The organism is Enterococcus sp. FSL R5-0957 (assembly GCF_038008005.1).
GTDB classification, from domain to species: Bacteria; Bacillota; Bacilli; order Lactobacillales; family Enterococcaceae; genus Enterococcus_B; species Enterococcus_B faecium.
The window spans coordinates 976,074-999,392 of the sequence record NZ_JBBOYG010000001.1 but is presented as its reverse complement, the minus strand read 5'-3'; the positions used below and the strand labels follow the sequence as shown (position 1 = coordinate 999,392).

The 23,319-nt window shown below is 37.9% G+C and carries 26 protein-coding genes and 1 tRNA gene; 6 read left to right on the top strand and 21 right to left on the bottom strand.

Annotation, left to right across the window (positions count from 1 at the left end; translation table 11 throughout):
- Window positions 1-152 precede the first annotated feature (152 nt).
- Genes MKX69_RS04820 through galE form a run of 3 tightly spaced genes read right to left on the bottom strand, consistent with a single transcriptional unit; the run spans window position 153 to window position 3,642 of the window.
- Window positions 153-1,133, bottom strand: coding sequence for a LacI family DNA-binding transcriptional regulator (locus tag MKX69_RS04820; protein ID WP_002288449.1), 981 nt, complete (start codon window positions 1,131-1,133; stop codon window positions 153-155).
- Window positions 1,134-1,156: 23 nt separating this feature from the next.
- Complete coding sequence (gene galT, locus MKX69_RS04815; protein WP_341009063.1) at window positions 1,157-2,641, bottom strand: UDP-glucose--hexose-1-phosphate uridylyltransferase; 1,485 nt, start codon at window positions 2,639-2,641, stop codon at window positions 1,157-1,159.
- 11 nt (window positions 2,642-2,652) lie between these two features.
- Window positions 2,653-3,642: a UDP-glucose 4-epimerase GalE gene (gene galE, locus MKX69_RS04810; RefSeq protein ID WP_341009061.1), complete on the bottom strand. Its 990-nt coding sequence runs from the start codon at window positions 3,640-3,642 to the stop codon at window positions 2,653-2,655.
- 248 nt (window positions 3,643-3,890) lie between these two features.
- Between galE and MKX69_RS04805 the strand changes: the two genes are divergently transcribed.
- Entirely contained in the window at window positions 3,891-4,058 is a 168-nt protein-coding gene (locus MKX69_RS04805) for a DUF3042 family protein (protein ID WP_002288457.1), read from the top strand.
- Between the two features lie 61 nt (window positions 4,059-4,119).
- Here the strand turns inward: MKX69_RS04805 and MKX69_RS04800 are convergent, their stop codons facing one another.
- The 10 genes from MKX69_RS04800 to MKX69_RS04755 all read right to left on the bottom strand — a co-directional run bounded on the left by MKX69_RS04800 (window position 4,120) and on the right by MKX69_RS04755 (window position 12,249).
- Window positions 4,120-5,931, bottom strand: a complete 1,812-nt coding sequence (locus tag MKX69_RS04800; RefSeq protein ID WP_341009058.1) for an FAD/NAD(P)-binding protein — start codon at window positions 5,929-5,931, stop codon at window positions 4,120-4,122.
- Window positions 5,928-6,293, bottom strand: coding sequence for a DUF488 domain-containing protein (locus MKX69_RS04795; RefSeq protein WP_010727584.1), 366 nt, complete (start codon window positions 6,291-6,293; stop codon window positions 5,928-5,930). The genes MKX69_RS04800 and MKX69_RS04795 overlap by 4 nt, the downstream gene beginning before the upstream one ends.
- 162 nt (window positions 6,294-6,455) lie before the next feature.
- Window positions 6,456-6,851 (bottom strand): rhodanese-like domain-containing protein, encoded by a 396-nt coding sequence (locus MKX69_RS04790; RefSeq protein ID WP_002293900.1) that lies wholly within the window; start codon window positions 6,849-6,851, stop codon window positions 6,456-6,458.
- A gap of 17 nt (window positions 6,852-6,868) precedes the next feature.
- Window positions 6,869-7,831: an ROK family glucokinase gene (locus MKX69_RS04785; protein WP_341009055.1), complete on the bottom strand. Its 963-nt coding sequence runs from the start codon at window positions 7,829-7,831 to the stop codon at window positions 6,869-6,871.
- Entirely contained in the window at window positions 7,831-8,043 is a 213-nt protein-coding gene (locus tag MKX69_RS04780) for a YqgQ family protein (RefSeq protein WP_002293902.1), read from the bottom strand. The genes MKX69_RS04785 and MKX69_RS04780 overlap by 1 nt, the downstream gene beginning before the upstream one ends.
- Window positions 8,044-8,063: 20 nt before the next feature.
- Window positions 8,064-8,762 carry a rhomboid family intramembrane serine protease gene (locus MKX69_RS04775; RefSeq protein ID WP_341009052.1) on the bottom strand — a complete coding sequence of 233 codons (699 nt, stop codon included), beginning with the start codon at window positions 8,760-8,762 and terminating at the stop codon, window positions 8,064-8,066.
- 19 nt (window positions 8,763-8,781) lie between these two features.
- A complete protein-coding gene (locus MKX69_RS04770) occupies window positions 8,782-9,324 on the bottom strand; it encodes a 5-formyltetrahydrofolate cyclo-ligase (protein WP_341009051.1) in 543 nt (180 codons plus the stop codon).
- A 131-nt stretch (window positions 9,325-9,455) separates the two neighbouring features.
- Window positions 9,456-10,460, bottom strand: coding sequence for a FecCD family ABC transporter permease (locus MKX69_RS04765; protein ID WP_002293903.1), 1,005 nt, complete (start codon window positions 10,458-10,460; stop codon window positions 9,456-9,458).
- Window positions 10,457-11,446 carry a FecCD family ABC transporter permease gene (locus tag MKX69_RS04760; protein ID WP_002293904.1) on the bottom strand — a complete coding sequence of 330 codons (990 nt, stop codon included), beginning with the start codon at window positions 11,444-11,446 and terminating at the stop codon, window positions 10,457-10,459. Before MKX69_RS04760 ends, MKX69_RS04765 begins: the two co-directional genes overlap by 4 nt.
- The gene (locus tag MKX69_RS04755; protein WP_002293905.1) at window positions 11,443-12,249 is read right to left on the bottom strand and encodes an ABC transporter ATP-binding protein; all 807 of its coding nucleotides are present in this window, start codon (window positions 12,247-12,249) and stop codon (window positions 11,443-11,445) included. Before MKX69_RS04755 ends, MKX69_RS04760 begins: the two co-directional genes overlap by 4 nt.
- A 165-nt stretch (window positions 12,250-12,414) precedes the next feature.
- Here MKX69_RS04755 and MKX69_RS04750 point away from each other — a divergent pair, with 165 nt between their 5' ends.
- A complete protein-coding gene (locus tag MKX69_RS04750; protein WP_341009047.1) occupies window positions 12,415-13,371 on the top strand; it encodes an ABC transporter substrate-binding protein in 957 nt (318 codons plus the stop codon).
- Window positions 13,372-13,447: 76 nt separating this feature from the next.
- On the opposite strand, the gene MKX69_RS04745 is transcribed toward MKX69_RS04750, so the two are convergent.
- Window positions 13,448-13,966 (bottom strand): dihydrofolate reductase, encoded by a 519-nt coding sequence (locus tag MKX69_RS04745; RefSeq protein ID WP_341009045.1) that lies wholly within the window; start codon window positions 13,964-13,966, stop codon window positions 13,448-13,450.
- Window positions 13,967-14,053: 87 nt separating this feature from the next.
- Window positions 14,054-14,218, bottom strand: a complete 165-nt coding sequence (gene rpmG / locus MKX69_RS04740) for a 50S ribosomal protein L33 (protein WP_002293909.1) — start codon at window positions 14,216-14,218, stop codon at window positions 14,054-14,056.
- A gap of 214 nt (window positions 14,219-14,432) precedes the next feature.
- Between rpmG and MKX69_RS04735 the strand changes: the two genes are divergently transcribed.
- Window positions 14,433-14,879, top strand: coding sequence for a DUF2188 domain-containing protein (locus MKX69_RS04735; RefSeq protein ID WP_002293914.1), 447 nt, complete (start codon window positions 14,433-14,435; stop codon window positions 14,877-14,879).
- 193 nt (window positions 14,880-15,072) lie between these two features.
- Here the strand turns inward: MKX69_RS04735 and asnB are convergent, their stop codons facing one another.
- Window positions 15,073-16,968, bottom strand: coding sequence for an asparagine synthase (glutamine-hydrolyzing) (gene asnB, locus MKX69_RS04730; protein ID WP_002293915.1), 1,896 nt, complete (start codon window positions 16,966-16,968; stop codon window positions 15,073-15,075).
- A 335-nt stretch (window positions 16,969-17,303) separates the two neighbouring features.
- On the opposite strand from asnB, the gene MKX69_RS04725 reads away from it, so the two are divergent.
- Window positions 17,304-18,213, top strand: a protein-coding gene (locus MKX69_RS04725; protein ID WP_002295743.1) for an IS982-like element ISEfm1 family transposase whose coding sequence is annotated in 2 segments (ribosomal slippage) — window positions 17,304-18,152 and window positions 18,154-18,213 — 909 coding nt in all. Because the reading frame shifts where the segments join, the coding sequence is not laid out codon by codon here.
- Window positions 18,214-18,341: 128 nt separating this feature from the next.
- On the opposite strand, the gene bsh is transcribed toward MKX69_RS04725, so the two are convergent.
- The 3 genes from bsh to MKX69_RS04710 form a co-directional block, all read right to left on the bottom strand.
- Complete coding sequence (gene bsh / locus MKX69_RS04720) at window positions 18,342-19,316, bottom strand: choloylglycine hydrolase (protein WP_341009042.1); 975 nt, start codon at window positions 19,314-19,316, stop codon at window positions 18,342-18,344.
- A 340-nt stretch (window positions 19,317-19,656) separates the two neighbouring features.
- Window positions 19,657-19,744, bottom strand: a tRNA-Ser gene (locus MKX69_RS04715).
- Between the two features lie 144 nt (window positions 19,745-19,888).
- Window positions 19,889-20,455 (bottom strand): TetR/AcrR family transcriptional regulator, encoded by a 567-nt coding sequence (locus MKX69_RS04710; protein WP_156248949.1) that lies wholly within the window; start codon window positions 20,453-20,455, stop codon window positions 19,889-19,891.
- Window positions 20,456-20,710: 255 nt separating this feature from the next.
- On the opposite strand from MKX69_RS04710, the gene MKX69_RS04705 reads away from it, so the two are divergent.
- Both MKX69_RS04705 and MKX69_RS04700 read left to right on the top strand, forming a co-directional pair.
- On the top strand, window positions 20,711-22,042 hold the full coding sequence (locus MKX69_RS04705) for a DUF1576 domain-containing protein (RefSeq protein ID WP_341009036.1): 1,332 nt from the start codon (window positions 20,711-20,713) through the stop codon (window positions 22,040-22,042).
- A complete protein-coding gene (locus tag MKX69_RS04700; RefSeq protein ID WP_002293923.1) occupies window positions 22,008-22,361 on the top strand; it encodes a hypothetical protein in 354 nt (117 codons plus the stop codon). Before MKX69_RS04705 ends, MKX69_RS04700 begins: the two co-directional genes overlap by 35 nt.
- A gap of 91 nt (window positions 22,362-22,452) precedes the next feature.
- On the opposite strand, the gene MKX69_RS04695 is transcribed toward MKX69_RS04700, so the two are convergent.
- Entirely contained in the window at window positions 22,453-22,872 is a 420-nt protein-coding gene (locus MKX69_RS04695) for a cupin domain-containing protein (protein WP_341009033.1), read from the bottom strand.
- Complete coding sequence (locus tag MKX69_RS04690) at window positions 22,873-23,217, bottom strand: carboxymuconolactone decarboxylase family protein (RefSeq protein ID WP_002293927.1); 345 nt, start codon at window positions 23,215-23,217, stop codon at window positions 22,873-22,875.
- Window positions 23,218-23,319 lie beyond the last annotated feature (102 nt).

The following is a 23,319-nucleotide window of genomic DNA, read 5'->3' as shown; positions in this document are numbered from 1 at the left end:
TTGTAGCATACTTTTTTATTCCGAGGATGAAAATACCAAAGGCAAAACTAGTACAATGATACATGATTATCTGCTGGCGGGCAAATTTTGCCCCTTCCTGAAACACAAAAAAGCTGCGGTATCACTCCATTTCCCCACAGCTTTTCCATCTTTTATTTCGTTGATTCTCGAATAATCAACTCTGTTTCCACAATAATCTTTCTTGAAACCGGTGCTTTGGAATTACTTAATTGAAGAATCGTCTCCACTGCTAGCTCTCCCATCCATTCGGTATAAACTTTTACAGTAGAAAGAGAGGGCGTTACATATTTCGCTACACTGACATCATTGAAGCCCATCACAGAAATATCTTCTGGTACCACTAAACCTTTTTCTTGAATCGCTTTCAGTGCGCCAATCGCTAATGCATCATTAGCTGCAAAAAGCGCATCAGGAACATGCGGATTCGTTTTTAAATACTGCTTCACTGCTTGATATCCTGACTCGACAGAAAAATCTGCTTCGATAATTGGACCTTCGTCGTAGCCTTTTTCTGCCAAAACTTGTTGAAATGCCATAATTCTGGGATCTTTTAGCCGCTGATGGTTTTTCTTCGTATATTCTGTTCCAGCAAGCATAGCGATATGTTGCGCTTTATGGGAGACAAAGTGTTCAATGACTTTTTGAACACTTGACTTAAAGTCGACAACTAGAGAGTCGATTCCTTGAGAAGTGCCGTCAGAATCTACCAAAAGCAAGGCATTTTGGGATCCTTTCATTTCTAATAACTGAGCTTCGTCGAATTTTCCTAGTGCGATCGTTCCATCTGCCGGAAGATCACTAATGGAATCCCACGTTTCTTTCAATAAAGTAACGTTTGCTTCTTCTGCCTTTTTTTCGATTCCTAGGCGAATAGATAAATAATAAAGATCTTCAAGCTCTTCCGTATCGTCGTACCACTGGATCAGGCGAAGCGTTTGCTTAGTATTTGCTGCATTTTTACGATGTTTCGTATAATTTAAGCGTTCTGCTGCTTCAAAAATTTTTTGCTTTGTGGCTAAGCCAACGGAAAGATCAGGATCATAGTTGAGAACTCTTGAAACAGTAGCAGGAGAAACTCCTGCCAACTGCGCAATGTCTTTAATTGTTGCCATTTGTCTCTCCTCCTTTTTTACGTTTATAAAATCGCAGTAAATCGTTCAAACGCTGCCTGTCCTTTTTCATCTCGCTTGAATACTCCAGCGTCTTCCAGTACACGTGCAAAAACCTGACCTACAGATTTTTGTACGACATCGGTGACCGTATCTTTCGTCAAATCAGGATGTTCTTTTTTTAATTGTTCTGCCCACGGACGATGATATTCAGCCATCTGGTTTTCTTCTCTTAATAAGAAATGCTCTACTTCTACTAGTTCTGGTTTCAAACGAGGTGGTAAAACAGCAAGCCCCATTACTTCGATCAACCCAATGTTCTCCTTTTTGATATGTTGGACATCTTTATGTGGATGAAAAATCCCATCAGGATGTTCTTCTGAAACATTGTTGTCTCGAAGGACAAGGTCCAACTCAAAGTAATTGTCCCTTCTTCGTGCAATTGGCGTAATCGTATGGTGTGGTGTACCATCTGCTGAAAAAGCTCTGATAGATACTGTTTCATCCGAATATGCTTTCCATTTTTCCAATACTGAGTTAGCTGCTTCAATAAGCAAGTTTTTCTCTGTTGATTGCAAACGGATCACAGACATCGGCCATTTCACGACTCCTGCGATGACTTGCGGATAATCTTCTAGTTTGATAAGTTTTTCTATCGGTGCTTTTGCCATAGGAAATTCATGACGTCCTGCCTGATAATGATCATGAGAAAGAATGGATCCTCCAACAATTGGTAAGTCAGCATTCGAACCAACAAAGTAATGAGGCAAGACTTCAGTAATCCGAAGCAGTCTAGCAAATGTTTCCTTTGTGATTTTCATCGGGCGGTGTTGTTCTGATAAAATGATCGAATGTTCATTGTAATAAGCATAAGGGGAATATTGGAATCCCCAGCTTTCACCGTCTAGATTCATTCGAATAATCCGGTGATTGGTGCGGGCTGGATAGTTCAAGCGACCTCTATATCCTTCGTTTTCCATGCAAAGCATGCAGGTAGGATAGTCTACTTTTACCGCCTCGCGTTCTGCTGCGATTTGTTTTGGATCTTTTTCTGGCTTAGATAAATTGATTGTGATTTCCAGTTCACCATACTCCGACTCTGCCGGAAATTTGATGTTTTTTGCGATGGCTCTTGTTTTGATGTAGTCATTTTTCTTACTTAAATTAAAGAAATACTCAGTTGCTTCCTCTGGGCTTTTCGAATAGTGCTGTGCAAAGAATGCATTGACGACTGAAGGTGGCGGTGTGAGAAAATCCATTAATTGCGCTTCAAAAATCTCTTGTTCTGCTGGCAATTCTGAAAGAACACCATTTTCTCTTGCCTTAGCGACAAGCTGATCCAATAAGTCTACAGATTCTTCCTTAACTGGTCTTACTTCAATGCTTTCTAGAGCATCTTCTCCTACCATCCCTAAAAGACGATTCTGTAAATATAAGCGGTCCATTTCCATCCATCCGCCAGCTTCGATCGCAAGTGTGGCAAAATCACAAATCGTTTGACTGATTGACATATCTCATTCCCCTATTCTTCATAACCATTTGGATGGCTGACATGCCAATCCCATGCTGTTTTGATAATTGCTTTGATATCTGTGTATTCAGGTTTCCAGCCCAGAATCTCTCTCACTTTTTCACTTGAAGCGACTAATCGGCTAGGATCTCCAGCTCTTCTTGGTGCTATTTCTGCTGGAATTTCTTTTCCTGTCACTTCTCTAGCTGCTTCTAGCATTTCCTTGACTGAGTATCCTTTGCTGCTGCCTAAATTGAAGAAGTTGCTTTCATTTCCTTCTTTCAAGTATTCCAAAGCTAAAATATGTGCAGCAATCAAATCTTCTACTTGAACATAATCTCTGATACATGTTCCATCTGGTGTATCATAATCGTCTCCATAAACAGCCAATGCTTTTCTTTGACCAAGAGCTACTTGTAAAATGATTGGGACAAGATGCGTTTCTGGTGTATGATCTTCTCCGATAGATGCATCTGCTTTTGCTCCGGCTACATTGAAGTAGCGCAAAGCGACATAGCGCATGCCATATGCTTGGTCACACCACTTCATCATTTTTTCCATCATCAATTTACTTTCACCATACGGATTTTTAGGATTAGCTGGTGTATCTTCTGTGATTGGAGACTCTTTTGGTTCTCCGTAAGTTGCTGCAGTAGAAGAGAACACGATTTTATTCACATTGAACTCGTGCATGACTTCAAGTAAGATTTGCATACCGTATACGTTGTTGTTGAAATACATCAATGGTTTTTCGACAGATTCTCCTACTAAAGAGCTTGCAGCAAAATGGATTACTCCTTCAATCGGTTCCTTTTCAAATACGGAACGTAGAAATTCTTTATCCCGGATGTCTCCTTCATAAAAATGAGCATCTGGATGTACTGCTTGTTCGTGACCTGTGAGCAAATTATCTACCACAGCTACTTGATACCCCTTTTGAACTAGCTGGTCTACAGCGTGCGAACCGATATAACCGGCTCCGCCTAGTACTAAAATTGTCATAAAAAACACTCCTTTGATTAGTAAAATTGTGTTTGTTGATTCTATATAATTTAAAAAAACGAAGTTTACTTTTATGGTGAAAATAAACAAAGTAAAATTTCGTAAATTCATATGGTAAATTTATAATAAAACATTTAGTAAACATTTTCAAGGATTTTTTGCAAAGGTTTACAAACAAACGTAAAACTAGCCTTTTTTTCTCTTTTGTTCCATAATAGATATAACAAATAATAAATGAGGTGGATTCAATGAAAAAATTTGTATCTGGAATATTAGTAGGAAGTCTGGCAACAGCCGCTGCCGTTGCTGGTTTGGTCGCTTCTGTGAAAAAAACAGTGATCGATCCAATTGACGAAAAAGAAGCAATGATCGAAGAAAACCGTAAAAAAGCAATGCGCAAACGCGTTTCTCGTTAATAATTATTTAAAAATACGCATGAAGACTTTTGAAAGAACAGATAAGTCACTATGCGTATTTTTATTTGTCAGTCAATATAAGTTGTGCTATTTTATCTGCCTGTCTCAGATTCCATGGATCTGTATAAGGTCTAGCTACTGCTGCAGTTAGCCAATCCACACCTTCAACAGGTATTCCATAGCAATAAAAGTCAGACTGGATTTCCCCTGAAGCATCAATCACGCGATTCGTACCTCGCTCAACATCTATAGCTTCTGAATGATAACTTCCTGTATTATCTGAAAATGAAAAAGGGCGAACAAGTTTGTTTTCCTTCAAATTTTTTATGACAGGATTACTTGAACGAGAAAAGCTTGTTTGTGGCAATCGAGCTTCAATCAAATAGCGACTGCTAATTTCTTTATCTTGTAGAGAAATAACATAGCGGTTGTGCTTTTGCTGAATATCAAATGGCGGTTCGATCAAATGAAAAATACCCGCATCTATCAGTGCTGCTAATTCTTTCGTCCGAATGACTGGCGGACCGATCGTTAAAAAGCTATTTAGATGAGTAAACCATCCCCATAGTATTTCTTTGTATTCCTTTGCAGAAAAAACGTGCCATTCAATAGCCTGCCGGATTGGATCACGCCAGTCTTTTAATGCATCAAATGTTGAAGCAAATGCTCCTGTGCAATTGCCTTTTTCCGCTTCTTTTATCTGCCCTTCAATAAATGCTCGGCTAGCTTCTGCAAAGGACTCATCCTGGTAGGTAAGAGGAATTTCTAAATACGACCAATCCCATCTATAAGGGATTAGTGCTGGATGCTTTCCGAGACACTCCTCTGAAGATAGGGAGAGAAAATCATGCTCAAAATTTTTCTTTGGAATCGGCAAATGATATTCTTCGATGATTTTCTTGTAATAAAACAACTCAACGTCTTTTTTCAGATAGTCAAAAAATGTTTCGCCAGTCAAAAATCCCGACTGATGCCATTGCTCCAGGTTTTCTTTTGTTAGTAACCGTGGCCATGCCATTGCTCCGCCTTGCTTTTGGTTTCTTCCTAGAGGGTAATAAGGGAGCCCCCTTCTTGATCCACTGTATACAATCGGTTCCTTGCCTGATGGATGATAGACAAGTTTTCCCTTTTCGTTCTCGAAGCGCCCTCCTCTTGATACTGTAAACAATCCGACATAATCAAAAAAACTTAAGCCTAGACCTCTTAAAAAGACATTTTCTTTAGGCGGTATCTTCGAAAGATCGACATCTGCAGGATTAGAAGGAAGCTGATACAGTAAATCATTTTTCTTTGCGTAGTCTATCCACACTCTTTCTTCTTCTGTCTCATCATTTTCCCAGTGACCGCTTGCTAAAACAAGCTGATCGATAGAATAGCTTTGCTGATCTGTCTGTAAAAGATAACCATCTTTTCTTTTGCTGACTTTTTTTACTAAAGAATAAACAAACTGAATAGAAGCTGGAAATTCTTCTTGCAACTTTGAGAAAAACCAGCGTTGATAGAGTCCGTATAAACATCGAGTAGATTGCTGATCTTTTTCCAGACGATTGATTTCTTCTATAATTAGTTGCTTATTTTTGGTTACCGTCTGTTCGATATAATCTGTAGCAGGTCCTTTACTCCATTGAAACAAGTTGGGTCCCTGTGTTACCAATCCTCCACTGGACAATGTTTCATCTGTAAAAAGCGTCACTTGTTGAGAAACAGAATTCATTAATAACTCCGGTGGCTGATTCAACCGCCAAACTCGACCTCCAGGACCATTGGGATCGAAAAGAAAAAGTTCAAGAGAATGTCTGTCCTGATTATTATGGAGAATCCTTTCTGCTACACTTAATCCTCTAGGTCCGGCACCAATGATCCCTATTTTCATTTGCATGCCTCCATTTCGATAAATTTTTTCAATAAAACAGCATGGTTCTGATGTTCATTTTTTGCACCATAAACAAAAGTAATGACTGGATGTTCTTTCATAAGTTGACTGAGTTTAAAAATAGCTTGCTTCTTTTCTTCTTCGAAAATCAATTCTTGCTGGTATTTCTTTGCAAATGAAGCAAATCGTTCTGGTACATGGTCAAAAGTTTTGCGTGCTTCATTACTAGGTACAATTTCTTTCAACCACAGATCTAACTGCGCTTTTTCTTTTGAAATTCCTCGTGGCCAGAACCTATCCACGAGTATTCTATAGCCATCCTCTTTTTCAGCATCAAGGTAAACACGTTTTAATTTGATCATAGTTGTTTCCTTCTTTCTGCCTTTTCGCTTAGCTTATATATGTAGATAATAGCAAAAAATAAAAAAAATGAACGGCACAACTATCCATTGCGCCGTTCATGTGATCTTGGTCAAAATCTAATGATTGATTCGGTTTTTAAAGCTGTCATACAATCATCTGTTTTATACTTTTTTACTTTTGATTTTTCCAGACCATCCGTCATATCCACCCTTAAGTAAATAAATCTCTTGATAACCTGCTTTACGTAATTTATTTGCTGTACGGATGCTCAAACTTTTCTTTTGATCGTAAATATAGACAGGCTGGTCTTTTCGAATAGATCCTAATGAATCTTTCAAAACAGTGTAAGGGATGTTTCTTGCACCTAAAATATGCCCAGCATCAAACACATCTTTTTCGCGAACATCGATTACTTGTGCTTTTCTCATTCCTTCTCGAAATTCTTCTTCTGTCAAAGTCGTTGCTGAACGCTTGGCCATTACTCGTAGATAGACTTCCCAAAAGATGATTGCAAGCACAATCAATAGCAAAATGATATTAATTACCCATAAAACCATGTAATGCCTCCGTTTTTTTAAGCAAATTTCAAGGCTAATGAGGCAGCGCCAATGACACCAGCTTCATTTCCAAGCTCTGCTAATTTGATTTTTGTTGATTCTCTTACTTGCGGGAAAGTAAATTCTTTAAAATATTTCTCTACATGGCTGCGTAAAAATTCTCCTGCTGCCGATACTCCTCCACCTAACACAATACTTGACGGATTCAATGTATTCCCCAAGTTGGCGCAAGCTAAACCTAAGTAGAAGCATACGCGATCAACAACCATCAATGCAAACGGATCGTCTTCTTGAGCCATTTCAAAGATATCTTTACTTGTTACTTCTTCACCGTTGTCTAACATTGCTTTCAGTTTTGAATCTCCTGCGTATTCTTCTGCCAAGTAACGACCTAGACGTACCACACCAGTAGCGCTAGACACAGTTTCTAAACATCCGCGTTTACCGCAAGTACATTCGAACCCTTCAGGATCCACAGTGATATGGCCGATCTCTCCGCCTGCTCCGCTCACGCCGTGAATCAAATTTCCGCCAGCAACGATACCACCGCCAACACCTGTTCCTAGAGTAACGAATACAACGTCTGGATCATTTTCTCCAGCACCTTTCCATCGTTCACCTAAAGCAGCAACATTCGCATCATTATCGATAGCGAATTTGATTCCTGTTCCTGCCTCGATCAGTTTTTTCACAAATTGAACTTCTGTCCAGTTTAAGTTATACGCACCAATAACCGTTCCAGCTTCGCTGTCCACGCTTCCTGGGGTACCCATGCCGATTCCGATAAAGTCTTCGGCTTTCATATTATATAAATTCAAACGATGGTTGATTGATTCAATGATTTCAGGAACGATATGCTTACCATCATCCAAAATATTGGTATCGATGCTCCATTTTTGTTGAATCTCTCCTTCTGGTGTTAAAATTGCAAATTTTGCTGTTGTTCCACCTAAATCAATCCCAATAATCTTCTTGTCCATTACAAATTTCCTTTCTTTCGGCTTTCTTCAATTCGGTGCTCTCTTTTTAATATGCGCCACGCTGTCATGTATGTATCATGATCAATCAAACGGCTATCATACAGATTACGCAATTCGATAGTCATTAATTCAATGTCATAGATGCGTGCACCCACATAGATAAAGATGCCAAATTTTTTGAACAGCTGCTGTACATCATATAAGCTCTCCATCTTTAAGCACTTCCTTCATATTATACAAGTAAACCATATTTTTTTAAACCCAGTAAAATACATATTACAAAAAGAAATACAAAAACTAGTGTAGAAAGAATCCTTTGGTGTATCGAATAGCTTGTCTGTTGTTTCGGTAGACCCAAAACATTCCCTAACACTAATCCGCCAATTAGCCCACCGACATGTCCCCAAACATCTACAGAGGTATCCAGAAGACCAAAAACAAATGTCAACACAATAAATAAAAGAAAATGTCTGACTAGCTGCTGGATCGCTGGGTTATGTTTAAAATGAAACCCTAAGATAAACAACGCACCGAACAAACCGAATATCGAAGTACTCGCACCACCAGACAGAACATTCGTTTCGTTAAAAGCAAAGCTTGCTGTATTTCCCATTATCCCGCTGAACATATAAATCAAGAAAAAACGCCAATGGCCATAGATTGCCTCGATTTGCTGCCCCATAAAATACAATATCAGTGAGTTCATTACGAAATGCATCAGTCCAAAATGGATGAAGATTGGTGTCACTAAACGCCACCATTCATTGAAGTGAACAAGATAAGGACCATACATTCCGGCATAATAAGGGATCTCAAGTCGCGGAAATAATTCCATCATGAGGAAGACCGCTGTCTGTATCCCTAAAAAAGCATAGGTCCATAACGGTCGTCTTAACCATGCACGCAATTTTATTTGCTGTTGATAATTCATGAAAACCTCCCATTTCATTTTAGTCAATAAACAATTGTTGGATCTTCTGATCAAAGCTCTCCGGTTGCCATTGTTCATTCAATTGTTCACGAAAAACAAGGCTACATGTTTTTTTATGAAAATTATTTAAATACCGGTCGTAATAACCACCGCCAAAACCGATTCGATAACCGGCTCTATTGTAGATAATACCTGGTACAATGAGGAGATCGATCATCTCCGGCAAATAGAGCTTCTCTGATTGTGACTCAAGAACACCAAAACTCGAACGTACAAGAACGGACTGTTCATCCATTTCATAAAACGCCATCTGACGTTTCGGCAAAGTTTTAGGTACAACTATTTTCTTTTGTTCTTTTTCTGCTCGTTGGATAACCGGCTGTGTATCCAGTTCAAATTCATTCGATAAAGTCGTCCCTATCACTTTTGCTGACTTCCAGTACTCGCTGGCGAATAGCTGTTTATAGATTCGCTGTTCTTTTTCCTTTTTCTTGCCACTTTTGGCCAGATTTTTCAGCTTTTCGATTCCTTTCCGGCGTAATCTTACTTTCAATTGGTCCAAAAACTCACCCTTCCTTCTCTCATAAAATGGTATAGGAAAAAAAGAAAAATAGCAATCGAACTTTCAAATAAATGCATAAATAGAATAAAAAGAAGACCTAGAAATGATTGGCCTTTCTTTTTTAATGAATTTCAACTGTTCAGCGCGTGTTTTTGTCTGATAAAAAGTGCATACAGAAAATATGGCGCACCAAAAAGGGCAATCAAAATTCCTGTAGGTACTTCCCCACTTGGTAGAATCACTCTAGCAACCATATCTGCACTAAGCACAAAAATGGAACCGAACAAACCGCTCAGAACAAAGGTCCAGTTATTTTCTTTACGTACGACTAGCTTCGCAGCATGAGGAGCTAGTAGTCCTACAAAAGATAAACTACCTGTCACCGCTACACTACCGCTTGCCAAAGCAACAGCTAACAACAAAAGGATTTTTTGACTTTTAGCCACGTTAAGGCCTAATCCTTGCGCGCGTTCTTGACCAAATGATAGCAATCCAATCCTCTGTGCATAAAGTCCTCCTAGCGGAATTAAGATAACCGCCCATGGAAGCAATGCCCAAACATAAGGCCAGCTCGCACCCCAGATTGATCCCGCTAACCATGCATTCACAAATCCATAATTTTCCTTAGATAATTGGATCGTGCATAGCAATGTTAATGCAGAAAGGCCGGCATTAACGGCAATACCGGACAATAAGATTCGATTCATACCCAAAAAGCCATTTCGATCATAGGCCGCAAGATAGACGCAGCAAGCAGCTAAAACACCACCTAGAAAGGCTACAACTAGCAATAGAAACGGCAGCGAATAGTGTGAAAAGAAACCTAAATAAAGCATCACTAAAAATCCTGCTCCGGCATTAATGCCCAATATACTAGAATCTGCCAATTCATTTCTTGTTACTCCTTGCAAGATATAACCAGAAACGCCAAGACAAGCTCCTGCTAATAAACTGATCAGTAATCGAGGAACTCGAAATTCTCTAACAATCAGCGCCAAAGAAGATGATTCTTTCCCTATGAACGTGGCAAAAAGCTGATCCAGGTAAATAAAAGGCGTACCAATCATCAAACTACCTATAGACAGGATGACAAGTACAAAAAGCAAGAAATAGAACGTCCAATATATTTTTTTCACCGTTGTTCCCTCCTTACTTGTATCAGTAAAAACGGAACGCCAATCAATGCAATGACTAATCCAAAAGGTGTTTCAAAAGGGGGATTGATCATCCTCGCTGTAAAATCCGCCAACATAACCAATCCACCGCCAACTAAAAAAGAGACAGGTAGAACATAACGATAGTCCGTTCCAACCATTCCACGAACAACTGGCGGAACCAACAGTCCAATAAAGGAGACTGGACCGACTAACGAAACTGCTATGGCTGCCAACACTGCGACTAGACAGAAAACAATCAACCGCGTTCGTTTAGGATGACTTCCAAGAGCTAATGCATGTGTTTCACTCAAATGAATCAAAGATATTGCTTTTCCTAATGAAAAAGAAACCAAAACAGCAAGTATATATAAAGGAAACAATACTGCTAATTGTTTCCATGTGATATTGGCAGCTCCGCCTACAAACCAAAAAGCAAGATCCTGCTGCAGATTAAAGAATTGGGTAAGTGCTTGGCTGATAGCAGTAAAAAAAGAACTAATAGCTACGCCAGCTAAAATCAGCTGTAAAGGATTCATGCCCATTTTCGAAAACTGCAAAAAACCAAATACGAGCAAAGTTACAGCAAAAGAACCTGCCAATGACATTAGAAACACAGAAAAATCAGAAGCTTTAGGCCAAAAAGCAAAACTAAGGGCCATTGCCAACGAAGCACCCGCGTTGATTCCTAGTAAGCCTGAATCTGCTAAAGGATTTCTTGTCACTCCTTGCATCAATGCACCGCTCAATGCAAAACAACTCCCTACAAGAAATGCTCCCGCCACACGAGGCAAACGAATATTTCGTATGATTTGGTGACTTTGTTTTGATCTATCAAAATCAAACAACGCCTGCCAAAAATCTGCTTTTCCCACAGTCGCTGCGCCATTTGAAAGAGCAACAAAAAAAATAATCAAAAGAACAAAACAGACCAAAAGCAGGAGTCTATTTTTCTTCATAGTCCTCATAATTGATCCTCCTGCTCTTTTGGCAACAAATCATAGGTTAGAAAAACTGGTTTATTTGTTCTTGGAAGCGTGACAATCGTTGCATCAATCTCAAATATTTTTTTCATACACTCTTTTGTAATCACTTCTTCAGGTGTACCTTCTGTGATCAACTTACCGTTTTTCATTGCTAATAAATAATCTGAAAAACGTGAAGCATGATTAATGTCATGAATCGACATCAAGATCGTTGTTTGTTTCATTTGATTGATTTCAGTCAATAACTGTAGGATCTCTAATTGGTGTGCCGGATCTAAAAATGTTGTCGGTTCATCCAAGATCAAGATATCTGTTTCCTGAGCAAGCGCCATAGCGATCCAGACACGCTGGGTTTGTCCACCAGACAGCGTTGCGATATCCCGCATACGAAATCCAGCTAGACCTGTAGCATCCAACGCCCACTCGATTGCTTCATGATCTTGCGTGTCCATGCCACTGAACAGTTTTTGATAAGGGTATCGTCCGTAAGATACTACTTCTTCTACTGTCATACCTGTAGGGTGTTCACTAGTTTGTGCTAATAATGCAATTTTTTTTGCAAGTTCTTTTGAACTGTATGTAGAGATATCAGAGTTATTGACAATGATCTTTCCTGATTTCACAGGTAGTATACGGGTAAAACTTTTCAATAAAGTAGATTTTCCACTTCCATTTGGCCCAATCAAACTAGTGATTTTCCCTTCAGGAATCGTAACAGACATGTTTTCAATGATTTTTTTGTTTTCGTAGCCGGCTGCAATGTCAGCTGCTCTTAATCTCGTCATTTCACCCATCCTTTCACTGAAAATCATTCTCAATTATGACGCTGTTTCAACATTTCGTCAAGCGCTACTTTCATATCTATAGCCAAATGAAGCGGTTGACAGCGTTCGAAATATCAGGAATAATAACCAATGAGAAAGATTCTCAATTATGTCAGGAGGAAAGAAATGAAATTAAAAACAAAAGTATTCACATTATCTAGCATATTGCTGCTGGCTGGAATACTGAGCGCTTGCTCCCCCTCTTCAGATAAAGAAACAGCTACAGCTGCCAATTCGACGACTTCATCCAATAGTACTCATACAGTCACAGATACACTTGGACATAAAGTAGAGATTCCAAACGCGCCCAAACGGATCATCGGCAGTTACTTAGAAGACTATCTGATTGCACTAGGGGAAAAACCTATCGCCCAGTGGACTGTTGGCAGTGGTTCCATTCAAGATTATCTGCAAGATGATTTAAAGGATGTCCCAACGATTTCTTATGACCTTCCTTATGAGAAAGTGTTAAGCTTTGAACCTGATTTGCTGTTGATTTCTTCTTCCGCTACTGTCGAAGGCGGGAAATACGAACAATATAGCAAAATCGCGCCAACTTATGTTGTAAAAAACGGAACAGATGTCACATGGGAAGAACAACTAAAAGATGTCGGCAAAGCTTTGGCAAAAGAAAAAGAGGCAGAAAAAATCATTTCCGATTATCAAAAATCCATCAAGAAAACTCGAGAAGAACTAGCAGATAAAATCGAGAACAAGACAGCTGCAGTGTTGTGGGTGACCAACAACTCAGCCTTTATGGTCAGCAAAAATCGGTCAAGTGGAAGAATCGTATACGACGATCTGGAATTTGGTGTTCCTGATCTAGTGGAAGAGGTCTCCAAAAAAGCCACTTCTGACTGGTCTGCTGTTTCCTCTGAAAAGCTAGCTGAATTAGATGCTGACTACATCATCCTTGTGAACAGTGACAAAGATGCTGCCATGTTCAATGAACCAAGCTGGAAGAATCTTAAAGCAGTGACAGACAATCATGTACTGCAATTCGGACCTGAATCTAGCTGGCTATATAACGGACCTATTGCCAGTCAGGAAATGGTCAATGATATCAAAGAAAAACTAAATTGATTTTAACTAAAAAAAGCATCTTCACGATTAGTCGTGAGATGCTTTTGTTCTTATTAACAAACTAGACGCATAGATTTTATTCTTCTTTTGAAGCAACCCTATTTTTTACTCTTTCCCATTTTTGAAAACGATGGGCATATAGATTTTCTTGATCCGTTATCCCCTCATACTCCTCTATAAGGGTGAAGTCTGAAAAATCAATATTCCCAATATACGTATCGCCTTCAAACGTGCTATTGATCAATGTTCGCCAGATCCGACCAGTGTAAGGAAGAAGTTCTTGAAAAATCTGACTACCACCCGAAACATAGATATCTTCTGAGATCGTTTGACTATACGACAAAAGTTCATCGATCGAATGCATTACTTCCGCATTTTCTTTCGTACGAAAATTTGGTTGCGTTGTCAACACGATGATATGGCGATAAAGAAGTGAAAGATCCCCCATTCCTTCATAGGTCTTTCTTCCCATCACTAAAATTCGATCCATTGTATGTTCGCGAAAGAAACGCATATCATTTGGCAATCGCCATGGTAACAAACCATTTTTGCCGATCAGACCATTTTTATCTTGTGCCCACATGGAAATAAACATATTATCCGCTCCTTATGATTTTAGATGTTTTGAGATAAAAAAAGTCTCAATTCTTTGACCAGCAAGGAATTGAGAACTTTAAAAACATTATTTTGTTTCACGGTGCAAAGTAACTTTGCGTTCGCGTGGGCAATATTTTTGTTTTTCCAAACGATCAGGATTGTTACGTTTGTTTTTGCTTGTTAGATAGTTACGTTCTTTACAAGAAGTACACTCTAAAGTGATGTTTACGCGCATGATTTTCCCTCCCATTTTTACAAGAATCCTCTAAGATGACTCTCAGACTTGATTATCTTACCATGATTTTTTCCAGATTGCTAGTGTTTTTCACGATTTTGTTAAGTAAAACTACTTGACGATAAATACAACGGTTTTACTTCTCAGACAAAATCTTTTTCTTTTTGTATAAATACCCTTACACTTGTTTATAGAGACTATGTTTTTTTAAATAAAGGGGGATACTAATATGCCATGGAACATGAAGGACTTTCCTGCATCAATGAAAAACTTAGATAAACTGACAAGAAAAAAGGCGATCGACATCGCAAATGCTCTATTAGACGAGGGTTACCCTGATAGCCGTGCGATCCCAATTGCCATTGATCAAGCAAAAGAGTGGTATGAAAATGCTAGTGAATCAGAAAGACGAACATTCGAAAAAGAAAAAAATCCAAGTAAGTCGGATAAACATGATACGAATCCTCGTGCCGGAAAATTGCTTGATTCAGATGTGATCGTAGAATATGCCGAAGAACAATGGATCGTGAAATCTAAAGGAGCAAAAAAGGCTAGCAACCATTTTGATACAAAGAAAGAAGCGATCGAAAAAGGAAAGCAAGTAGCACAAAACAAAGAATCAACTTTGGTCATTTATAAAAAAGATGGGACAAAAGAAAAAGAAATCGATTATTGAACATATGTAAAGGGGTTGTGACGAAAATCGTGTCACAACCCCTTATGTTCGAAACAATGGTGTTCCTCTGCCAACTCCGAACCACAAGTCATAATATCTATAAAACGGGAAGAGCTGTTTTTTTTAATTGTTTCTTATCACTCGGTGTTAAACGGTAGGAGCAAACCTATTTTTTATTGATATTTGATTTTCATCAAACAGTCACATAGTCGATTGCTTCTGCTTGCGGAATCGTTTCATCTACAAAGTAGACTTTATACCATGTCAAGAAACTGAAGATTGTCCAGATTTTTCTTTGCTCTTCTTTACGTCCTTCGTGATGGTCATCTAGCAACTTCATGATTTTTTCTTGATCAAAAAATTCTTTTGCAAAATCTGCTTCGAATAATGCTTTGACTTGTTCGTAGCCGTGTTCTTCTTTCAACCAAGCTTTGATTGGCACAGGGAATCCTAATTTCACACGATTCGACCATTCTTCCGGAAGATGTTTGTTCGCAGCTTGTCTGAAAATATCTTTTGTGTTGTTTTGATTCAATAAGAACTTACTTGGTATTTGTTGAGCCAATTTCATGACTTCGATATCCAATAAAGGTACTCGGACTTCCAAAGAACTTGCCATAGAAAGTTTATCTGCCTTCAACAAGATATCTTTTGGCATCCATTGATGAAGATCGACATATTGCATCTTATTGACTTCATCTTTGATTCCTTCTGTTTTCTCGTAATGAACAGTCATGATTTCATCCACAGATGGTGCTGTTTGATATTTTGGTGTCAACACTTCTGATGCTTCTGATTCTTCGAACACTCGAGCATGACCGATAAAATATTCTTTTGCAGGAGCAAGTGATTCATATAAATGGATCCGTCCATGGAAATTTTTCATTTTTCCGATTTTACGTCCTAAATTATAGCGTGTTCCTTTTGGTAATTTTTTCAATCCTTGAGCAATCACACGGATGAATTTTGAATTCGTATGGAATCCATACGTTTGGTATCCCGCAAACAGTTCATCCGCCCCTTCTCCAGATTGGACTACCCGCACGCTTTGTGAAGCAAGATTTGCTAAAAAGTACAAAGGTACGCAAGAAGGATTTGAATCAGGTTCATCTAAGTGATACTGGATCAAAGGGAATGCTTTGAACGACATGTCTCCGTCGATCACTGCTGCTGTATTATCTAAGTCCAATAGTTCGGTTAGTTTTCTGGCTTCAATCGCTTCATTATAGGTTTTATCATCAAACCCGATTGAGAAAGAATGATCTGGTTTCAATACAGAGGTTACATAACTGGAATCAACCCCGCTGGATAAGAAAGAACCAACTTCTACATCACTGACCGTATGTGCTTCAATAGAAGCTTGAACGGTTTCGTCGATTTTTTCGATCCATTCTTGTCGGGAATGCGTTTCTTTTGTTTCAAAATCTGCATCCCAATATTGCTGAATGTCTAGTTTTCCATCTTTATACGTATAATAATGGCCTTCAGGCAAACGATAGACATCTTTGAAGAATGTTTCGCCGTTTAATGGAGAATATTGGAAAGTCATATAAGGTTTCAACGCTTCTTTGTTCAATTCTTTGTTAAAATCAGGATGAGGCAGAAAACTTTTGATTTCTGAACCAAACATAAATGTTCCGTTCATTTCTGCATAATAATATGGTTTGATCCCAAAGTGGTCTCTTGCACCGAATAACTCATTCTTTTCATTATCCCAAATAGCAAAAGCAAACATTCCGCGGATCTTTTGCAATAATTCTGTTCCCCATTCTTCGTAACCATGCAAAAGGACTTCTGTATCTGCATGTGTTTGAAAAACGTGGCCAGCTGCAATCAATTCTTCTCTCAAAGGCTGGTAATTATAGATTTCGCCATTAAAAATAATGATCTTTGTCCGATCTTCATTGTAAATAGGCTGAGTACCGCCCTCTAAGTCAATAATACTTAATCTTCTGAATCCTAAAGCAACATGTTTATCGATATATTCTCCTGAACTATTAGGTCCACGGTGAACGATCCGATCCATCATTGTATTAATAATTGTTTTTTTGTTGTCCTTGTCGTTAACAAAACCTACAATACCGCACATTTAACTTTCACATCCTAATATAAAATTACTGTTTATTTCATTCATATGCATCTTATCATAGAATAAATAGCGGACGAATATTTTCTCTCTTACAGTTTCGTCACGTGAAAACAAAAGATGAAAGTTTCTGTTTTTACAGAAAATAAAGTCCCAATATCTAATTTACCATGTTTTCTTTTTTGAGGCTATCTTATTCTCTTCGTGTTAAAAAAATATTAGTGGATACCCGTGGTGCTAGTTAATTTTTTCCTAGAGGAAAATGTCTAAACATGTTGGTAAATCAACAAAAAAACGCATATAGTAGTCTCAAAACTCCCAAGAAATGAGGACTACATATGCGTTCATCAAAATATACTGAACATTATACAGATACTTTTATAACATTCAAGGAAATTATGAGAACTGTTTCTAACATATACCACAATTGTGTACCAGATAAGATTAAAAACCGAAGAAATACTGATCAACTGAAGCAACGCGATACAGTGATTATTGCTTGTGTTATATGGGGCATAATTAATGGCTATACTAGCCAAAGAGCCACGTATAGAGCGGTTTGTTCCGTCTTATTTCCTAATGGTGACTTTCCTAGTAGGAGTCGATTCACTCGCTTAAGTTCAAACTTAGCTTACACTATCAAGATTATTCGATACTTTTTCATCAAGAAGCTCACCAAAGGTGAACTAGTCGGAATTATAGATAGTTTTCCTAGTCCATTATGTAAACCAGTTAGAAATAGACAAGCAAAACTATTGAATCAAATAGCCAAAGTTGGCTATAACTCAACAAAAAAATCTTATTTTTATGGTCTTAAAATTCATATGATCGTTACTAAGACTGGCTTTCCGATTACTTACTCAATCACGAATCCAGGTGTCCATGACGTGAAAGTGTTAGAGACTTTATCGGAAGAAGCGAATCTTCCCAATATCCTAGGGGACAAAGGATATATTAGCCATAAAATCCATGAAAAGCTTGCCCTTAAGGGCATTACTATATCCGTTCCGCCACGTAAAAACATGGATAAATCAGAAAAACTAGACCACAGCTTACTTGGAAAACAAAGAAAAACAGTTGAGACTGTTTTTTCTTCCTTAGAAAAATTAGGTTGTCAAAATTTCAACTCACGTTCTGTTAAAGGGCTAGAGAGTAGATTTGAAAGCATATTACTGGCTTACAGTGTTTCTATTAAGTCGAGCACAACGACGTTTTGAAGGAACTTTGAGATATTCTTTAGGATATTAAAATTAACTAGCACCACGGGTTAGTGGATGCTATTTCCAAAAAAACCAGCAAAAAAAGACACGACCTAAAGATCGTGTCTAATTATGACTGTATCAGAAAATATGATACCAAACGGATCTATTCATTAATTAATTGACATAGTTTATCTGTTGCTCTTTTATGACTGGATAACTGACCAATTCATGACGATCCAAGTCTTCTTTATTCATATTTACAGCAGTAATTTGACTGTCTTCATACGTACGATAATAATAAATCCCTTTATCAACGTTACAGCAAGAAGAATAAATCGTATATTCGTATTTTCCTTCTCCAGTATCGCATACTCCTTTTTGTTGCTCGACTGAGCCTAGTATATGAAAAAATTGACTGATACTTTCAGATTCTGAATCACCTGATGCAGCATTCATTTTAGTAAATGTGGCTTTTACAAATCGAGAAACAGAAGAGAGATCTCCAGGTAAGCCCAATCCTCCCATCCCACGACTATAAACATTCAAGCTGATCTGGTTTGAAAAATGATTTTCTGGTGTTCCATTTGATAGCGAGCGATAATTGTTCAGATTAAATAATTGATAATCAAATGGCGGATTATTTGTCAACACACCGACAGGATTATCATATAAATGAAGTCCATCTTTCATACTTTCAATTACTATCGATTTTTCTTTATCAGCTAATAACCAGTGTAAAGGTGACAAGGGTAGTTTTTCACTAAAATCGATATTGACTAGATTGATAGTAGCCAATAATTCTTTAGCTTCGTCTATGGTTGAGCATTGCCCTAGTATCCATGGAATAAACTCAAATGGTGCAACGTTATCTTTTCCTTCTTGTAATTCTTTATAATCAGCATTGCCAGGAAAATTCAGTCCTGCCATACTCAACCCTTTTTCATTTGTAGCCTCATAATAGAGTGGATAGTTGGCTACCCCAGCTGCTATCCCAATCATTGCATAATGTTTATCTAAATTTTTTACCTTTCTAAAATCGAAACGATAATTTCTTGGAGTAATAGTGACTACTTCATTATAAGACATCTCATAATCAAAATTCTTTCCAAAATAATGGTCTTTCGTTGCATAAGTGATTGCGCGGTACACATCGTTTCCCCTCCTAAAACAAATCGTTTTTACACTTTTATCTTACATCTAGTATTTTTTTTTATCAAAAAAAAGGCCAAAGAAGATTAATTTACTAGCATTTATAAAAAATAGTACTCAGGGGGAATCAAAAAATATTGTAGGCTAAAAGTACAACAAAAATAAGGGGCTGTGACAAAAGCATTGTCACAGCCCCTTATTCCGAACAAACGGTGTTCAAAAGCTTGCATCTGCGGTAATAAGCCCAACCAAATGAAAAAATAGGAAGAGCTATTTTTGTTTGGCCGTTCTTATTACTTGATGCAGGACAGTTTCTTCACAACCTCTAATCGTTGATATAAGGAAGGTACAGGATTTGAACCTGCGCGCCGGTATTAGCCGGTTCGCCGGATTTCGAGTCCGGTGCATTACCACTCTGCCAACCTTCCGTAAGTACTATTTTTAAACTTTTTCCACGAAATGTCAAGCCTATTTCTAATAGATAAATAACAGAAATCGCTTTTTTTAGCAAAAAAGTCCATTGACAGTTTGCAGCCAACGGACTTACCGATCAAATTCATACTGATAGAACACTATCTGATTATTTCAGGATTATCTAATGCTAAAATCGAGTCAATTGTCCGTTTGATCAGTGCAATGATTTGTTCTTCTGTTGGATGCATGATATTTGATGACATCAATGACGCTAAGCCAGTCACTGCTACCCACGTACCAGTATGCAGAGCATCGACATATTCATCCGATAATTGATTGTATCTTTCATCTTCTTTAACTATTTCACAGAAATAATTGTATGAAAAATCATGCATTTTCTTTCCGTCCCCATGTTCATCAATGTACAGTGCCATGTAAAGACTATGATTCTTTTTTGCAAAGTAGATATAGTTCAAACCGAGATCAATGATTTTATCACCAGTACGTTCAATAGGGAAAACATCTTCTTTTAGTTGTTCAAAGATAGAATCCAGCAACGTATTTTTTAAATCTTCCATGTTTTTGAATTCCAGATAAATCGGCTGTGTCGAAATCCCCATCTTTTTAGCAATATTTCTCGCAGTAAATCCTTTAAACCCTTCCTTTGCAACAACATCATAAGCAGCTTTTAGAATTTGATCCTTGGTATAGACTTTTCTTCTCATTAAAACTCCCCCACTTCTTTACTGCAGTATATGTTGTTTTATTGTACCCTATTTTTAGCATTTTTTGCAAACATTTTACTCAAAACGTTATATTTTAAATTTTTTTCTCAGTCTTCTTTAACTTTTTTTGCAAAATTAAAAAAATTTGGTTAAATTCAATGGGTTCCCTTACATTTTTAGTTTTGACCTAAATGATAGTTGACCAAATCTTTCATTTCAAGTTATAGTTAAAGAAAATGAAAAAGAAGGTGTGTAATGGAAAACGAAACTGACGTTATTTATATTCATCCTCAAAAACGAATCGTTTCACAGAAAAGAAAGTATTTTTATCTTGGTTTTACAGGTGCTTTTTTTCTTTTTATTGGCTTGCTTTCTGGTACTCCTACTGATAATTGGAGTGGATTGCTAACTATTCTTACCTCGCCAAGCAATCTTTTGACAGATTATTTTGCTTTAGGCGGTTTCGGAAGCGCATTCATAAATGTAGGGATTTTGACCTTACTTTCTGTGCTTTTAGCTTATCGGCACAAGGTGATTTTAAACGGTCCCTTATTTGCTTCGATTCTAACAGTTACCGGTTTCTCTTTTTTTGGCAAAAACCTTTATAATTCTATCTCAATCATTTTAGGTGTGTATCTATACGCTGTATTTGTCAATAAACCTTTTTCTCAGTACATCATGATCGGACTGTTTGGTAGCGCATTATCACCGGTCGTTAGTTATATCACTTTTGGTATGCGTTTTCCTTTACTGATAGGTATTTTATTGGGGAATTTAGCTGGCATAGCAATTGGTCTACTTCTTCCGCCCTTAGCTGCTCAAACTTTAGTTTTCCATCGTGGATTCACACTTTATAATATTGGATTCACCTCTGGGTTGATTGCGATGACTTTTACTGCTGTTTTGAGGTTATTCAGCTATTCAATCGTCGAAAATACATTGGTTTCCAATGAATATCACTTTCTTCTCATTTGGATTATTTTTGGCTTTTTTTCGCTGACAGTCGGAATTGGTTTCTATTATAATTCCTTTCGGCTTTCGGGGATTCGAGAGATTTTCGATTCATCTGGAAAATTGATAACTGATTTCATTGCTAATTCTGGTATTGGTGCTACTTTGATCAACATGGGCTTAGTTGGTCTGATGCTGTCTTCTTATGTTTTACTGGTTGGCGGTCAGTTAAATGGACCTGTCATCGGTGCTATTTTATCTGCGGTTGGTTTCAGTGCTTTTGGTTGTCATTTAAAAAACAGTTTTCCGATACTAGTCGGAATATTTATTGCTTCTTTGTTTGGAACTTTTCATGAGATCACCAGTACTGGCATGCTTGTTGCAGCTGTGTTGGGAACAGGTCTCGCGCCCATAAGCGGTTTTTACGGCAGTTTTTACGGTGTAATAGCTGGTGTGCTACATATTGCTCTTGTCCATAACGTCAGCACTTTACAGGGAGGACTAAATCTAAATAACAGTGGTTTTTCAACTGGTTTCGTTGCAGGTATCCTTGTACCGATACTAGATAACTTTACCGCTGTCAGAAAGGAAAAAAAGACACTTGGAAAAAGAATTATCAAAAAGAATCATCGATGAGCTTCTTACTTATTTATATTCCCATGAAATAACTGAAATACGTATTGGAGTAGAATTTGCTGAGGAAGGACTTTTCATAGAGATACAGGGTACGGCAGAAACTCAGCCAGAAGATTTAGATGTACTTGCTGATTTGCTGAACAATCCTCGGGACCCTAGTATGGAAATCTACTATCAGGAACTATTAGGTAATCCCCGACATGATCGGGAAGATTATCATCTGTTAGGTAGTTTGATTGATGACGTGGAAATCATGTACGCCCAGCCGATTATCAATATTAAGATCTTTCGACGTGCTTCTCCTCGTTCCTATTATTAACCCTATTTTCTATTTATAAAAGACTGAATCAAAAAAGCAGCTCCTGAAAGTTCGATTAAAATCTACTTTCAGGAGCTGTTCAAGCTTGACATTATTGATTTCCCAATCCTTCATACACTTCATCTGTTACAGGTTCTAAAAACTCTGAGTTTCCGGAAGTGATCGCTAAATGTTCAAACCAACTGTCTTTTGTAGCACCATGCCAGTGTTTGATTCCTTTGTGCGTCACCACAACGTCTCCAGCTCTTAATCGTCTTGCTGGCTTTCCTTCTTCCTGGTACCATCCTTCTCCGCCAGTCACAAGTAAGATTTGATATCCATCTGTATGGACATGCCAGTGATTGCGACAACCTGGTTCAAATGTTACATTCCCTACACCAACAGAAACTTCGGGATCATTCACTAACATATTCAGATAGCTTTGCCCAGTAAATACCTGAGCGTAAGCTTCGTTTTTTTCCCCTGCTGGAAAAATCACGCCATTGTGTATTTCTTCGTATTTTGTCATCATTTACGCCTCTTTCTTGTTTACGCTGTTTCCTTCTAGATAGATTTCTTTTGCTAAGTTAAAAGCTGACCAAGCTTTTGGCCATCCTACATAAAAAGCTAAATGGGTAATGATTTCTGCTATTTCTTCACCAGTAATGCCATTTTGTTTGCCAATCTTCAGATGAGCTGGCAATTGTTCAAAATTTCCTCCTGAAATTAATGAAGATATGGTGATGATACTACGCTGATGAGCAGATAATTCTTCTCTGGACCATACTTGTCCAAATAAAACATCATCATTCAATTCTGCAAATTTTGGTGCAAAATCTCCTAATTGATCTCGTCCTGCGGTTTGTTTTTCTGCCATTTCTCTTATTCTCCCTTCACGACTGTTAGGTGATTCAACTATGGTTCTAAGGCAACTTTATTTTCTATTGTTTCTTCGCATTTCATTTTAAATGTAGTCTTC

Coding starts and splice junctions, on each gene's coding strand:
- MKX69_RS04820 (WP_002288449.1), bottom strand. CDS start 1,133: ATGGCAACAATTAAAGACATTGCGCAGTTGGCAGGAGTTTCTCCTGCT.
- MKX69_RS04690 (WP_002293927.1), bottom strand. CDS start 23,217: ATGGCAGAAAAACAAACCGCAGGACGAGATCAATTAGGAGATTTTGCA.
- MKX69_RS04780 (WP_002293902.1), bottom strand. CDS start 8,043: ATGGAGAGCTTATATGATGTACAGCAGCTGTTCAAAAAATTTGGCATC.
- MKX69_RS04805 (WP_002288457.1), top strand. CDS start 3,891: ATGAAAAAATTTGTATCTGGAATATTAGTAGGAAGTCTGGCAACAGCC.
- MKX69_RS04755 (WP_002293905.1), bottom strand. CDS start 12,249: ATGACGAGATTAAGAGCAGCTGACATTGCAGCCGGCTACGAAAACAAA.
- MKX69_RS04745 (WP_341009045.1), bottom strand. CDS start 13,966: ATGTTTATTTCCATGTGGGCACAAGATAAAAATGGTCTGATCGGCAAA.
- galE (WP_341009061.1), bottom strand. CDS start 3,642: ATGACAATTTTAGTACTAGGCGGAGCCGGTTATATCGGTTCGCACGCT.
- MKX69_RS04800 (WP_341009058.1), bottom strand. CDS start 5,931: ATGAAAATAGGGATCATTGGTGCCGGACCTAGAGGATTAAGTGTAGCA.
- MKX69_RS04775 (WP_341009052.1), bottom strand. CDS start 8,762: ATGAATTATCAACAGCAAATAAAATTGCGTGCATGGTTAAGACGACCG.
- rpmG (WP_002293909.1), bottom strand. CDS start 14,218: ATGGGAGGGAAAATCATGCGCGTAAACATCACTTTAGAGTGTACTTCT.
- MKX69_RS04795 (WP_010727584.1), bottom strand. CDS start 6,293: ATGATCAAATTAAAACGTGTTTACCTTGATGCTGAAAAAGAGGATGGC.
- MKX69_RS04785 (WP_341009055.1), bottom strand. CDS start 7,831: ATGGACAAGAAGATTATTGGGATTGATTTAGGTGGAACAACAGCAAAA.
- galT (WP_341009063.1), bottom strand. CDS start 2,641: ATGTCAATCAGTCAAACGATTTGTGATTTTGCCACACTTGCGATCGAA.
- MKX69_RS04705 (WP_341009036.1), top strand. CDS start 20,711: ATGGAAAACGAAACTGACGTTATTTATATTCATCCTCAAAAACGAATC.
- asnB (WP_002293915.1), bottom strand. CDS start 16,968: ATGTGCGGTATTGTAGGTTTTGTTAACGACAAGGACAACAAAAAAACA.
- MKX69_RS04695 (WP_341009033.1), bottom strand. CDS start 22,872: ATGATGACAAAATACGAAGAAATACACAATGGCGTGATTTTTCCAGCA.
- MKX69_RS04710 (WP_156248949.1), bottom strand. CDS start 20,455: ATGAGAAGAAAAGTCTATACCAAGGATCAAATTCTAAAAGCTGCTTAT.
- MKX69_RS04735 (WP_002293914.1), top strand. CDS start 14,433: ATGCCATGGAACATGAAGGACTTTCCTGCATCAATGAAAAACTTAGAT.
- MKX69_RS04760 (WP_002293904.1), bottom strand. CDS start 11,446: ATGAGGACTATGAAGAAAAATAGACTCCTGCTTTTGGTCTGTTTTGTT.
- MKX69_RS04790 (WP_002293900.1), bottom strand. CDS start 6,851: ATGGTTTTATGGGTAATTAATATCATTTTGCTATTGATTGTGCTTGCA.
- MKX69_RS04750 (WP_341009047.1), top strand. CDS start 12,415: ATGAAATTAAAAACAAAAGTATTCACATTATCTAGCATATTGCTGCTG.